This window comes from Klebsiella sp. 2-CIP_Kleb. (assembly GCF_050378715.1).
GTDB classification, from domain to species: Bacteria; Pseudomonadota; Gammaproteobacteria; order Enterobacterales; family Enterobacteriaceae; genus Klebsiella; species Klebsiella quasipneumoniae.
Window position 1 is genome coordinate 133,248 of sequence record NZ_JBNRLG010000002.1, and the last position, 13,621, is coordinate 146,868.

Here is a 13,621-nt window from a genome sequence, read left to right on the forward strand (position 1 = left end):
ATTTTTTTCATAAATCTGTCACAAAAGTGACGCATAATGACGCCGCACTTCTATACTGATGGCTAAAAAACACAGGGTAAATAATGGCGAGAAGAATTCTGGTCGTTGAAGATGAAGCTCCAATCCGCGAAATGGTCTGCTTTGTTCTGGAGCAAAATGGCTTTCAGCCTGTCGAAGCGGAAGATTATGACAGCGCGGTGAATCAACTCAATGAACCCTGGCCTGATTTGATTCTCCTTGACTGGATGCTGCCGGGCGGTTCTGGGCTGCAGTTTATTAAGCTGCTCAAGCGCGAGGCGATGACCCGTGATATTCCGGTGGTGATGCTGACCGCGCGCGGAGAAGAAGAGGATCGCGTTCGCGGCCTGGAGACCGGGGCGGACGACTACATTACCAAGCCTTTCTCACCGAAGGAGCTGGTGGCGAGAATCAAAGCGGTGATGCGCCGTATTTCGCCGATGGCGGTGGAAGAGGTGATTGAAATGCAGGGGCTGAGCCTCGATCCCTCATCGCACCGGGTGATGACCGGCGAAAGTCCGCTGGACATGGGGCCAACGGAATTTAAATTATTGCATTTCTTTATGACCCATCCGGAGCGGGTGTACAGCCGCGAGCAGCTGCTGAACCACGTTTGGGGAACCAACGTCTATGTGGAAGACCGCACGGTGGACGTCCATATTCGTCGCCTGCGCAAAGCGCTGGAACACAGTGGCCATGATCGGATGGTGCAAACGGTTCGCGGCACGGGGTATCGTTTCTCCGCCCGTTTCTGAATTTTGACAGGAGTGTGACCCGTGCTGGAACGGCTGTCATGGAAAAGGCTGGCGCTGGAGCTCTTTTTAGCGTGTATTCCGGCCCTGATTCTGGGGGCGTTTGTGGGTCATTTGCCGTGGTTTTTACTGGCGGCAGTGACCGGTTTGCTGATCTGGCATTTCTGGAATTTGATGCGCCTGTCGTGGTGGCTGTGGGTGGACCGGAGCATGACCCCTCCGCCCGGCCGCGGCAGCTGGGAGCCGCTGCTGTATGGTCTGCACCAGATGCAGATGCGTAATAAAAAGCGTCGACGTGAGCTGGGAAGTCTGATTAAACGCTTCCGCAGTGGAGCGGAATCGTTGCCGGACGCGGTGGTCCTGACCACGGAGGAGGGAGCCATTTTCTGGTGTAATGGCCTGGCGCAGCAGATTTTAAACCTGCGCTGGCCGGACGACAGTGGGCAAAACATTCTTAACCTTCTGCGCTATCCTGAATTCGCCACCTACCTGAAACAGCGTGATTTTTCAAAACCGCTCAATCTGGTGCTGAATAATGCCCGTCATCTGGAAATTCGCGTGATGCCCTACAGCGACAAGCAGTGGCTGATGGTGGCGCGCGACGTGACGCAGATGCATCAACTGGAAGGGGCGCGGCGTAACTTCTTCGCTAACGTCAGCCATGAGCTGCGCACCCCGCTGACGGTGCTGCAAGGCTATCTGGAGATGATGCAGGAGCAGGTGCTGGAAGGGGCGACCCGTGAAAAGGCCCTGCACACCATGCGTGAGCAAACCCAGCGTATGGAGGGGCTGGTGAAGCAGCTGCTCACGCTGTCGCGTATTGAAGCCGCGCCGGCGCTGGCGATGAATGACCGCATCGACGTGCCGATGATGCTGCGGGTGGTGGAGCGCGAGGCGCAGACCCTCAGCCAGGATAAGCAGACGCTGTTTTTTACCGTCGATGAGCAGCTCAAGGTGCTGGGCAACGAGGAGCAGCTGCGCAGCGCCATTTCTAACCTGGTTTATAACGCGGTGAACCACACCCCGCCGGGCACTGAAATTCGCGTCAGCTGGCAGCGAACGCCGCAGGGGGCGCTGTTCAGCGTCGAAGATAATGGGCCAGGCATTGCGCCGGAGCATATTCCCCGTCTGACCGAGCGTTTCTATCGGGTGGATAAAGCCCGCTCCCGGCAAACGGGGGGGAGCGGCCTGGGGCTGGCGATTGTCAAACACGCGGTCAACCATCATGACAGCCGACTGGAAATAGAGAGTACGGTGGGCAAGGGAACCCGTTTTAGCTTCCTGCTCCCGGAACGATTAATTGCCAGAAACGACACCTGAGCGGCGCACTGTCAGCTTATCTTGCCAATGACCAGCTTCGGCTGGTCATTTTCATTGGCAGTCATTTTCCCCTCGCCTATTTAATGAACGTGCGCTGCTTTTTTGTTCGCATGATAAGCCACGGGTTTTCCATCAATATGGTAAATGATTCTGGTGTTAAACTGATAATTGGCATAATCATCTGCTTTTGCGATCGTGCCTTGCTTTAAAACGTTATAAGCGTTTAAATTGCGCCTGCGCAGTCGATGACAGACTGCTTTTGCGTGGTAATACCAAAAACAATTCTTTCCCACGCCGCTTCGGGAGCATATCTCGCTGAGTTTACCGGCAATCGCCGCTGTATCGTCCCTGAGAGGGTAGCGCGGTATTTTTCCATTTTTTTACAACACCACATCCACAGGCAGTAATGAATTTATGACCCATCAGTTAAAATCTCGCGACATCATAGCGTTGGGCTTTATGACCTTCGCGTTGTTCGTTGGCGCAGGCAATATTATTTTCCCTCCGATGGTTGGCTTACAGGCGGGCGAGCACGTCTGGACGGCGGCGATCGGCTTCCTGATCACTGCGGTGGGTCTGCCGGTGCTGACGGTGGTGGCGCTGGCGAAAGTCGGCGGCGGCGTTGAAAGCCTGAGCACCCCGATTGGTAAAGTGGCGGGTATCCTGCTGGCGGTGGTGTGTTATCTCGCGGTAGGACCGCTGTTCGCGACCCCGCGCACCGCGACCGTCTCTTTTGAGGTCGGGATTGCGCCGCTGACCGGCGACGGCCCGCTGCCGCTGCTGATCTATAGCGTTATCTACTTCGCGCTGGTGATCCTGGTCTCACTCTATCCGGGCAAACTGCTGGATACGGTGGGAAATTTCCTTGCGCCGCTGAAAATTATCGCCCTGATTGTGCTGGCGGTTGCCGCAGTTGTCTGGCCGGCGGGCCCGATCAGCGACGCGATGGAAGCGTATCGTACCGCGCCATTCTCCAATGGCTTCGTCAACGGCTACCTGACCATGGACACCCTCGGCGCGATGGTGTTCGGGATCGTGATTGTCAATGCCGCACGCTCCCGCGGCGTCAGCGAAGCGCGTTTGTTGACCCGCTACACCGTCTGGGCGGGCCTGATGGCAGGCGTCGGTCTGACCCTGCTGTATCTGGCGCTGTTCCGTCTGGGCTCTGATAGCGCCACCCTCGTGGACCAGTCCGCTAACGGCGCGGCAATCCTCCACGCTTACGTGCAGCATACCTTCGGCGGGGCGGGCAGCTTCCTGCTGGCAGCGCTGATCTTCATCGCCTGCCTGGTGACGGCGGTGGGTCTGACCTGCGCCTGCGCTGAGTTCTTTGCCCAGTATCTGCCGTTCTCCTATCGCACGCTGGTCTTCATCCTCGGCCTGTTCTCGATGGCGGTCTCCAACCTTGGTCTGAGCCACCTGATTCAGGTGTCGATTCCGGTGTTGACCGCTATCTATCCGCCGTGTATCGCACTGGTTGTATTAAGCTTTACCCGCAGTTGGTGGCATAATTCGTCACGTGTTATCGCGCCGGCCATGTTTATCAGTCTGATGTTTGGTATCATTGACGGGATTAAGTCATCGGCGTTTGCCGCTATCCTGCCGGCCTGGACCGCGCGTCTGCCGCTGGCGGAGCAAGGTCTGGCCTGGCTGATGCCGACCGCCGTGATGGCAATCCTCGCGGTGATCTGGGACCGTGCCGCCGGACGTCAGGTGACCTCCAGCGCGCACTAACCGGCGTTGAGGACAAGCGTTTAACCACGGGACTTCGGGTTCCGTGGTTTTTTATTTTTTGTGTTAAACGGCATTGAAAAACCACGATGGAAAGTAGTAACAAGCTTAAGCGCGGGCTAAGCACCCGGCACATCCGCTTTATGGCCCTGGGTTCCGCCATCGGCACCGGGCTTTTTTACGGTTCAGCCGACGCGATTAAAATGGCCGGACCCAGCGTACTGTTGGCCTACATTATCGGCGGCGTCGCGGCATATATCATTATGCGCGCGCTCGGTGAGATGTCGGTGCATAACCCTTCCGCCAGCTCATTCTCCCGCTATGCTCAGGAAAACCTCGGCGGACTGGCGGGCTATATCACCGGCTGGACCTACTGCTTTGAAATCCTGATCGTCGCCATCGCCGACGTCACCGCCTTCGGTATCTACATGGGCGTCTGGTTCCCGACGGTGCCGCACTGGATCTGGGTGCTCAGCGTGGTGCTCATCATCTGCGCCGTCAACCTGATGAGCGTCAAGGTGTTTGGCGAGCTGGAGTTCTGGTTCTCGTTCTTCAAAGTGGCCACCATCATCATTATGATCCTCGCCGGGTTCGGCATCATTATCTGGGGGATCGGCAACGGCGGCCAGCCGACGGGCATTCATAACCTCTGGAGCAACGGCGGCTTCTTCAGCAACGGTTGGCTGGGAATGGTGATGTCGCTGCAGATGGTGATGTTCGCCTACGGTGGTATCGAAATCATCGGCATTACCGCCGGTGAGGCGAAAGATCCGGAGAAATCCATTCCACGCGCTATCAACTCGGTGCCGATGCGCATTCTGGTGTTCTATGTCGGCACGCTGTTTGTCATTATGTCTATCTATCCGTGGAACCAGGTGGGTACCGACGGCAGCCCCTTTGTCCTGACCTTCCAGCATCTGGGCATTACCTTCGCGGCCAGCATTCTTAACTTCGTGGTCCTGACGGCCTCGCTGTCGGCGATTAACTCCGACGTGTTCGGCGTGGGCCGTATGCTGCACGGCATGGCCGAGCAGGGGAGCGCGCCGAAGGTGTTCGCTAAAACCTCGCGTCGCGGTATTCCGTGGGTGACGGTGATGGTGATGACCATTGCGCTGCTGTTTGCGGTATACCTCAATTACATCATGCCGGAAAACGTCTTCCTGGTGATCGCCTCGCTGGCCACCTTCGCCACCGTGTGGGTGTGGATTATGATCCTGCTGTCGCAGATTGCCTTCCGCCGCCGTCTGTCGCCGGAGGAGGTCAAAGCCCTGAAATTCAAAGTCCCCGGCGGGGTGGCGACCACGGTTGTCGGCTTGGTGTTCCTGGCGTTTATTATCGCCCTGATCGGCTATCATCCGGACACCCGCATCTCGCTGTACGTCGGTATGGCGTGGATTGCGCTGCTGCTGCTGGGCTGGGTCTTTAAGACCCGTCGTGAGCGCCGCCTGGCGCAGGCACAGTAATCAACATCGCCCCGGTCAGCATCGCGCGACCGGGGCGGCTTGCCGACCCGCGTCCTCCCCCGTTATCCTCCCCCAAAAAATCCTGTGACGATGAGTTCTGCGCCTGACGGCTATGGCAAGGTGTGCCCATTCTGCACAATGAGGATTCACGATGTTGAAGGCATGGCACCTTCCGGTTGCACCCTTTATCAAGGTGCAACAGGACCGACTGTTTATTACCCTGTGGTTGAGCGGTGAGTCGCTGCCGCAGCGGATCACGCTGCGCGCGGAAGAAGATAACGAAGAGCTGTCGCTGCCGATGCAGCGCCTCCGCCAGGCGCCGAGGCCGGGTGTAGTGGCATGGCGCGGTGAAATCCATCTCGCCAGCGGTCAGCCGCGCCGCCGCTACAGCTTTAAGCTACTGTGGGCCGACCATCAGCGCTGGTTTACGCCGCAGGGCTTCAGCCGTTTCCCGCCGGCCAGGCTGGAGCAGTTCGCCGTCGACCTGCCGGACGCCGGCCCGCAGTGGGTGGCCGATCAGGTTTTCTACCAGATTTTCCCCGATCGCTTTGCCCGCAGCGCTGCGCGTGACGCCGAACAGGATGCGGTCTATTACCATCACGCGGCGGGACGGGAGATTGTGCGCAAGGCGTGGGACGAACCGCTTACCGGCGAGGCGGGCGGGTCGACGTTCTACGGCGGGGATCTCGACGGCATCAGCGAAAAACTGCCTTACCTGAAGCAGCTCGGCGTCACCGCCCTGTATCTGAACCCGGTCTTCGCCGCCCCCAGCGTGCATAAATACGACACCGAGGATTATCGGCGCGTCGATCCGCAGTTTGGCGGCGACGCGGCGCTGCTCCGCTTGCGCCACAACACCCAGCGGGCGGGGATGCGCATGATCCTCGACGGCGTGTTCAACCATACCGGCGATTCCCATCCCTGGTTCGATCGCCACCAGCAGGGCAGCGGCGGCGCCGGCCACCATCCGGACTCCCCGTGGCGCGACTGGTTTACCTTCTCCGGGGAGGGGCAGGCGCACAACTGGCTGGGCTATGCCAGTCTGCCGAAGCTCGACTATCGGTCGACCAGCCTGGTCAACGAGATCTATGCCGGCGAGGACAGCATCGTACGCCACTGGCTGAAGGCGCCGTGGAGTATGGACGGCTGGCGTCTGGACGTGGTGCACATGCTGGGCGAAGGCGGCGGGGCGCGGAATAACCTGCGGCATATCGCCGGCATCACCCAGGCGGCGAAACAAACGCAGCCGGAAGCCTTTGTCTTTGGCGAACATTTTGGCGACGCGCGCCAGTGGCTGCAGGCGGATGCCGAAGATGCGGCAATGAACTACCGCGGCTTCACCTTCCCGATCTGGGGATTCCTCGCCAATACCGATATCTCTTACGATCCGCAGAAGATAGACGCCCAGACCTGTATGGCGTGGATGGATAATTATCGCGCCGGGCTGTCGCATCAGCAGCAGCTGCGGATGTTCAACCAGCTCGACAGCCATGATACGGCGCGTTTTAAATCTCTCCTTGGCAAAGACGTAGCGCGTCTGCCGCTGGCGGTGGTGTGGCTGTTCAGCTGGCCCGGGGTACCGTGTATCTACTACGGCGATGAGGTGGGCGTAGATGGCAATAACGATCCGTTCTGCCGCAAACCGTTCCCGTGGGATCCGGCGCTGCAGGATACCCAGTTGCTGGCGCTGTATCAGCGAATGGCGAAACTGCGTAAAGCCCACCAGGCGCTGCGCTACGGCGGCTGCCAGGTGATTTACGCCGAGGATAACGTGGTGGTGTTTGTCCGCGTCTACAAACAGCAGCGGGTACTGGTGGCGATTAACCGCGGCGAAGCCTGCGAAGTGGTTATCGAGGATTCGCCGCTCTTGGACGTGGGAGCCTGGACGCTGCAGGAGGGCGCCGGCGCCTTCCATAACGGGGTACTGACGCTCCCGGCTATCTCCGCCTGCGTCTGGTCCGGTCGTTAACGATAGAGCTGGCTCAGCAGGTCGTCGCGGAGGAGCGCCTCCCGCCACCAGCGCTGAGCCAGCCCGTCATTCCCGCTGCGCCAGGCCATGTAGGTGATATCTTTTTCCCGCCAGCCGGCGACGCTTTTCTCCACCAGACAGCCTTTTTCCAGCCACGGGCGGGCGATATGACGCGGCAGAAAGCCGCAGCCCAGCCCGGCGCACAGCAGTTCGACTTTGCTGGCGAAATCATCGACGCCGATTTGCGGCTGTTCATCAAGCAGATTGCTGTTCAGCGGATGGCAATAGCGGGCGCTGTCGCGGATCACCACCGCCCGGTGCTGGCTGAGCTGCTTATTGCTGAGCGGCGTTTCCGCTCCCGCCAGCGGGTGGGCCGGGGCGACCACGAAAATGTTATCCAGCGCACCGAGGGTTTGCCATGACCACTCGGCGGAGGTGGGCGGCTCATTGATGGCGCCGAGGATAATATCCGCGCCATGGTGGGTCAGCTCTTCCCATGAACCGGCGAGGGTGTGATGACTGAAGTTCAGCCGGGTCTGCGGGTTTTGCGCGTAGAACTCGGCGATCAGCGGCAGCAGGGCCGAAAAGGGAAACGAGGCGTCGAGGGCGATCGCCAGCTCTCGCTCCCAGCCCGCGCTCAGCTGCTGGGCCTGCTTTTCCAGATCTTTGGCGGCGCTTAAAAGCTGTCGCCCCTTCTCCAGCATCAGCCGCCCGGTATCAGTAAATTTTGCCCGATGGCCGGAACGATCCAACAAGACGATCTCCAGATCGCTCTCCAGCTTCTGGATCATATAGCTCAGAGCGGCGGGGGTTTTATACAGCGACTCTGCGGCGGTGGCGAAGGATCCGTGTCGGTCCAGCGCATCAAGGATCATCAGAACATCAAAGTTTACGCGCATCAGGAGTTTCCATTCATTAATTTCCCCTTGTTGTACCTAAGCGCAATAATCAATGCCAGTGAATAAATCAGAACAGTTTGCCGTAAAATTTTGATGAACGCTGGCATGAGTAAATACTAACCGCTGACAAAATATAAACCACAAAAAAACTTTAATAACTTGTTAGAAATAACTCGCTATACTCACCATGCTTTATCAGTCAGGATCTACACGACGCATTAACCATCATGTCATCTTTTTAACTAATTGATTAAGAAGGTATTTAATGTCTATTCGTGAACTGCTCGATCCCACTAATTCCGCCCTTATCTTTATTGATCATCAACCACAGATGTCATTTGGCGTGGCGAATATCGATCGCCAGACCCTCAAAAATAACACCGTGGCGCTGGCTAAAGCCGGCAAAATTTTTAATGTACCGGTGATTTACACTTCCGTAGAGACCAAAAGCTTCAGCGGTTATATTTGGCCGGAATTATTGGCCGTGCATCCTGACGTCAAGCCGATTGAGCGTACTTCAATGAACTCCTGGGAAGACGATGCCTTCGTTGCGGCGGTGAAAGCGACCGGCCGTAAAAAGCTGGTGATCTCCGCTCTGTGGACCGAAGTTTGCCTGACGTTTCCGGCGCTGATGGCCCTGGAGGCGGGCTACGAAGTGTATGTGGTCACCGATACCTCCGGCGGTACCTCTGTCGACGCCCATGAGCGCTCCATTGACCGGATGGTGCAGGCGGGCGCGGTGCCGGTGACCTGGCAGCAGGTGCTGCTGGAGTACCAGCGCGACTGGTCGCGCAAAGCGACTTACGATGCGGTGATGGACCTGGTGCGCGAACACAGCGGCGCCTACGGGATGGGCGTGGATTACGCTTATACCATGGTGCATGGCGCGCCAGAGCGTAAAGCTTAAATACACTTCACCCTTCAGGCTGCCTCTTTGTTAGCTGGGTTTGCCCGCCCCGGTCACTGACTGATGTCAGCTCCCGGGACGTGCCGGCTTGCCGCCTCGACGCAGCATGAATGACGTTGTGTATGGTCATCTATGGCTAATGGCGAGAATCATCCTGCCATTCCCCTGAAGCAAGGAATCTTTATGGCGCAGCAAAAATCGGTGACCCTGGTCATCAGCCATCTGCTCGATCCGCAACACGGCCAGCGCTACGAAGAGTGGCTCGGCAAAATCATGCCCATCGCGGCTGAGTTTCCCGGCCATCTCGGGGCGAATGTGATCCGGCCCGCCGCAGGGCAGAATCTGTGGAGCGTGATTATCCGCTTCGACACCCTGGAGCATCTCTATGCCTGGACGCAGTCGGAAACCCGTCGTCAGCTGGTGGCGGAAATTGCCCCGCTGCTGACGGAGGGCGATCGGACGGAGGTGCGGACCGAACCGGCCTTCTGGTTTACCCCGCCGGTGGCGAATGTGCGCCAGCCGCGGCGCTGGAAACAGTTTCTGATCACCCTGCTGGTGATTTTCCCCAGCACCAACCTGGTGCCGACGGTGACCGGCATGCTGTTGCCGTCGCTTAAGGGGAGCCTGCTGCTGCACCTGATCAATGATGCCTGCGTGGTTGCGCTGGTGGTCTGGTTCTGGATGCCCATCGTGACCCGCCTGTTTGCTGGCTGGTTGAAGAAAAACTGAGTCAGCCTCCCCAAGGAGTGTGTTATGTCGCAAACTGCCACACTGATTCTGACCCACGGCCAGATTCATACCCTCGATCGTACGAATCCGCTGGCGGAAGCCGTGGCCATCGCCGACGGAAAAATTGTTGCCACCGGAAGCCACGATCGGATCATGAGCTTTGCCGCCGAGGGAACGCAGATCGTCGATCTCAAAGGGCATACGGTGATCCCGGGCCTCAACGATTCTCACCTGCATCTGATCCGCGGTGGGTTGAACTACAACCTTGAGCTCCGCTGGGAGGGCGTGCCCTCGCTGGCCGATGCCCTGCGAATGCTTAAGGATCAGGCGGATCGCACACCGTCGCCGCAGTGGGTGCGGGTGGTCGGCGGGTGGAGCGAATTCCAGTTCGCCGAACGACGGATGCCGACCCTGGAAGAGCTAAACGACGCGGCGCCCGATACGCCAATGTTTGTGCTACATCTCTACGATCGCGCACTGCTGAACCGCGCGGCGCTGAAAGCCGTGGGGTATACCAAAGAGACGCCGGATCCGGTGGGCGGAGAGATCGTCCGCGATAGCCACGGCAACCCGACCGGGATGCTGATTGCCAAACCAAACGCCATGATCCTCTACGCCACCCTGGCCAAAGGGCCGAAGCTGCCGCTGGATCTGCAGGTGAACTCCACCCGTCAGTTTATGCGCGAGCTGAACCGACTGGGGCTGACCAGCGCCATCGACGCCGGGGGCGGTTTCCAGAACTACCCGGAAGATTACGAAATTATCGAGCAGCTGCACGCAAAAGATCAGATGACCGTGCGCATCGCCTACAACCTGTTTACCCAGCGACCGAAGCAGGAGCTGGAGGACTTCGAGCGCTGGACCGATATGCTGAAGCCGGGGCAGGGAACCGATTTCTATCGCGCCAACGGCGCCGGCGAGATGCTGGTGTTTTCGGCGGCGGATTTTGAAGATTTCCTGCAGCCGCGGCCGGATTTGCCGCAAGGCATGGAAGATGAGCTGGAGCGGGTGGTGCGCCATCTGGTGGAACATCGCTGGCCGTTCCGCCTGCATGCCACCTACGACGAGTCCATCAGCCGGATGCTGGACGTGTTTGAGAAGGTGAACCGTGACATTCCGTTTAATGGCCTGCACTGGTTCTTCGATCATGCCGAGACCATTACCGAGCGCAACATTGAGCGGGTGAAGGCGCTGGGGGGCGGCATTGCGGTGCAGCACCGGATGGCCTTCCAGGGCGAATATTTTGTCGATCGCTACGGCAAAGAGGCGGTGAAACATACGCCGCCGGTAGCGAAAATGCTGGAGCTGGACGTACCGGTAGGGTTAGGGACCGATGCCACCCGCGTCGCCAGCTATAATCCATGGACCGCGCTGTACTGGCTGGTCTCCGGGCGCACCGTTGGCGGGATGGCGATGTATGACGACAACAACCGCCTGCCGCGCGATGTCGCGCTGGAGCTGTGGACGGCGGGCAGCGCCTGGTTCTCCAGCGAGCAGGGTAAAAAGGGCCGTCTGGCCGCCGGTCAGCTTGCCGATCTGGTGGTGCTGTCGAAGGACTATTTCAGCGTCGCGGAAGAGGAGATCAAAGGCATTGAGTCGGTGCTGACGGTGGTTGATGGCAAAGTGGTGTACGCCGCCGGTCACTTCTCGCCGCTGGCGCCGCCGCCGATCCCGGTGCTGCCGGAGTGGTCGCCGGTGGTGAAGGTCCCGGGCCATTACCGTTCCGCTCCGCCAGCGGCGGCCAAAATTGGCGCCATAGTGCAGATGCACCAGTGCTGCGGTAGCTGCGGTGTCCACGGCCATCAGCATGATATCGCGCGAAAATCGTCGATCCCGGTCTCCGACGAGCAGGCCTTCTGGGGCGTGCTGGGTTGCTCCTGCTTTGCCTTCTGATGCCTGACGCCTCCGCCCCGGTTGCTAAGGGGCGGAGGTCTCAGCCACCTTTCACGCATCAATAGCGCTGCTGTGAGCCAAAAAGCGCCATGCGGCGGGCAATCATTTCGCGTACTGGCTGCAGTCCCTGGGCGATCACTTTCCGCGGATCGTTCACATCGTGCCCGGTATCGGCAGCAAAGATCGCCTTCACCTGCTGGCACCAGGCGTACATATTTTCGGTATTAACGTTAATCTTGGCGGTGCCGCAGGCAATCGCCCGGCGCATATCCTCATCGGCAATACCGGTGCCGCCATGCAGCACCAGCGGAACCTTCACCCGCTCGGCAATGGCTTTCATCTCGGTAAATCCCAGTCGGGCTTTGCCTTTATACAGGCCATGGGTGGAGCCCAGCGCGGCGGCGAGGCAATCCACCTGGGTTTCTGTCACCAGGGTGTAGCACTCCTCGGGATCGGCGTAGATGACTTCGGAATTGACAATGCCGTCTTCACTGCCGGCGATAGTCCCCAGTTCGGCCTCAACAGAGATACCTTTGCTGTGCGCCAGCGTCACCAGATGGCGAGTAATGGCCAGGTTTTCCCTGAACGGCAGATGCGAGCCATCAAACATAATGGAACTGAAGCCGGCGGCGATCGCCGCTTCGCAGGCCTCCCGGGAGGTGCCATGATCCAGATGCAGCGCCACCGGAACATCAATATGCAAATACTCCATGGCGTTAACTACGATGTCATGAATACATTTTAACCCGAGCATATGCTTAACCGTGCCGCCGGACACGCCCAAAATAACCGGTGAGCGGCACTGCTGGGCAGTGCTTAATACGGCGCCGACCCATTCCAGATTATTAATGTTGAACTGACCGACGGCGTAGCCGTCCCGCAGGGCATGCTGAAGCATGTCCTTCATCGACACTAACATATTCACCTCTTGATATTTATTAAATGCAGTTATTCTTCAAAATATTGCTTTAAGTTTCTCTCGTAGCTATTTAACGAGTGGTGGACGACCGCCAGGTCCGGCATAGATTCCCGTACCCCTTTTTTCTCAATAGAAATGGCGGCGGTCAGGCTGGCAAATAAAATAATATTATCTATGTGCCATGAGTAGTGGACGCCATAGGTGAAGGCGCCGTGAAATACATCCCCGGCTCCGGTGGTATCAACGGCATTGCACAGCCAGGAAGGAACGATCTGCAGCATACCGCTTTTTAAAAAAGCGCAGCCTTTTTCGCCAAGGGTAATAAATGCTTCACCGCGGCAAATTTTATTCAGCTCAATCAGCGCCGCTTTAATTTCTGCTTCGGTGCTCAAAGAGCGATAGCTCATATAATCGCGGGCAAAATGTTCGCTCACTACAAAATAGTCGGTCCAGGCTGCGAGTTTTATATTGCTGGCGCGCAGTGACCCGCCGTCCATCACCACTCTGGCGTTGGGCAGTTTCTTAATTAAATATTCACTGATTTCCGGCTCATGGCCGTCAATTAAAATGGTGACCGGATCCTCGGCGGCAATCAGTCGTTCGGCGAGGTCGTCCAGTTTGAGCTTTTGATCGTAGGTCAGGGAAGGCGGTGTCTGCATCTTGCGGGTAATAATCGTCCGCGAACCCGTTAAGCGATTGACCAGCACCGAGGCCAGCGGGGTGATCATGTCATCGGAGAAAACCACCTGGCTGGTATCCACCCCCGCTTCGGCAAACTCATCGATAATGCGCTGACCGTAAAGGTCCTGATGCAGATGGCCGATGTAATAGACCTCCTCACCCCATAATCCCAGCAGCCAGGCTGCATTGGCCGCCGGGCCGCCGCCGCTTTCTATAAAATCATGACAAAAGTTTTTGGTATTCTCCTTGGGCCATTCATTGAGAAAGAAAAACTGATCGAAACAGGCAAATCCAATGGACAAAATAGCCATAACCACTCCTGATTATTTGTCAGCGGCGG

The 13,621-nt window shown here is 58.0% G+C and carries 11 protein-coding genes; 8 read left to right on the forward strand and 3 right to left on the reverse strand.

Annotated features, from left to right (window positions below):
- The first annotated feature begins 83 nt into the window (after positions 1–83).
- The 5 genes from phoB to malZ all read left to right on the forward strand — a co-directional run bounded on the left by phoB (position 84) and on the right by malZ (position 7,253).
- Positions 84–773 carry a phosphate response regulator transcription factor PhoB gene (gene phoB, locus ACQUTP_RS08600; protein WP_004204861.1) on the forward strand — a complete coding sequence of 230 codons (690 nt, stop codon included), beginning with the start codon at positions 84–86 and terminating at the stop codon, positions 771–773.
- Between the two features lie 21 nt (positions 774–794).
- Complete coding sequence (gene phoR, locus ACQUTP_RS08605) at positions 795–2,090, forward strand: phosphate regulon sensor histidine kinase PhoR (RefSeq protein WP_017898936.1); 1,296 nt, start codon at positions 795–797, stop codon at positions 2,088–2,090.
- Between the two features lie 414 nt (positions 2,091–2,504).
- The gene (gene brnQ, locus ACQUTP_RS08610) at positions 2,505–3,824 is read left to right on the forward strand and encodes a branched-chain amino acid transporter carrier protein BrnQ (protein ID WP_004204859.1); all 1,320 of its coding nucleotides are present in this window, start codon (positions 2,505–2,507) and stop codon (positions 3,822–3,824) included.
- A gap of 86 nt (positions 3,825–3,910) precedes the next feature.
- Positions 3,911–5,284: a proline-specific permease ProY gene (gene proY, locus ACQUTP_RS08615; protein ID WP_023288583.1), complete on the forward strand. Its 1,374-nt coding sequence runs from the start codon at positions 3,911–3,913 to the stop codon at positions 5,282–5,284.
- A gap of 151 nt (positions 5,285–5,435) precedes the next feature.
- Positions 5,436–7,253 (forward strand): maltodextrin glucosidase, encoded by a 1,818-nt coding sequence (gene malZ / locus ACQUTP_RS08620; protein WP_080847350.1) that lies wholly within the window; start codon positions 5,436–5,438, stop codon positions 7,251–7,253.
- Here malZ and ACQUTP_RS08625 read toward each other — a convergent pair.
- A complete protein-coding gene (locus ACQUTP_RS08625; protein WP_048294243.1) occupies positions 7,250–8,152 on the reverse strand; it encodes a LysR substrate-binding domain-containing protein in 903 nt (300 codons plus the stop codon). The genes malZ and ACQUTP_RS08625 overlap by 4 nt on opposite strands.
- Before the next feature lie 265 nt (positions 8,153–8,417).
- Between ACQUTP_RS08625 and ACQUTP_RS08630 the strand changes: the two genes are divergently transcribed.
- The 3 genes from ACQUTP_RS08630 (at position 8,418) to ACQUTP_RS08640 (ending at position 11,681) form a co-directional block, all read left to right on the forward strand.
- On the forward strand, positions 8,418–9,059 hold the full coding sequence (locus tag ACQUTP_RS08630) for a hydrolase (protein WP_002890357.1): 642 nt from the start codon (positions 8,418–8,420) through the stop codon (positions 9,057–9,059).
- A 183-nt stretch (positions 9,060–9,242) separates the two neighbouring features.
- Positions 9,243–9,788, forward strand: a complete 546-nt coding sequence (locus ACQUTP_RS08635; protein WP_004204853.1) for an antibiotic biosynthesis monooxygenase — start codon at positions 9,243–9,245, stop codon at positions 9,786–9,788.
- Between the two features lie 24 nt (positions 9,789–9,812).
- Positions 9,813–11,681, forward strand: coding sequence for an amidohydrolase (locus ACQUTP_RS08640; RefSeq protein WP_428902410.1), 1,869 nt, complete (start codon positions 9,813–9,815; stop codon positions 11,679–11,681).
- 58 nt (positions 11,682–11,739) lie between these two features.
- Here the strand turns inward: ACQUTP_RS08640 and fba are convergent, their stop codons facing one another.
- Both fba and ACQUTP_RS08650 read right to left on the reverse strand, forming a co-directional pair.
- On the reverse strand, positions 11,740–12,594 hold the full coding sequence (fba, locus tag ACQUTP_RS08645; protein WP_074186558.1) for a class II fructose-1,6-bisphosphate aldolase: 855 nt from the start codon (positions 12,592–12,594) through the stop codon (positions 11,740–11,742).
- A 35-nt stretch (positions 12,595–12,629) separates the two neighbouring features.
- A complete protein-coding gene (locus ACQUTP_RS08650; protein ID WP_151628467.1) occupies positions 12,630–13,592 on the reverse strand; it encodes a carbohydrate kinase family protein in 963 nt (320 codons plus the stop codon).
- Positions 13,593–13,621 lie beyond the last annotated feature (29 nt).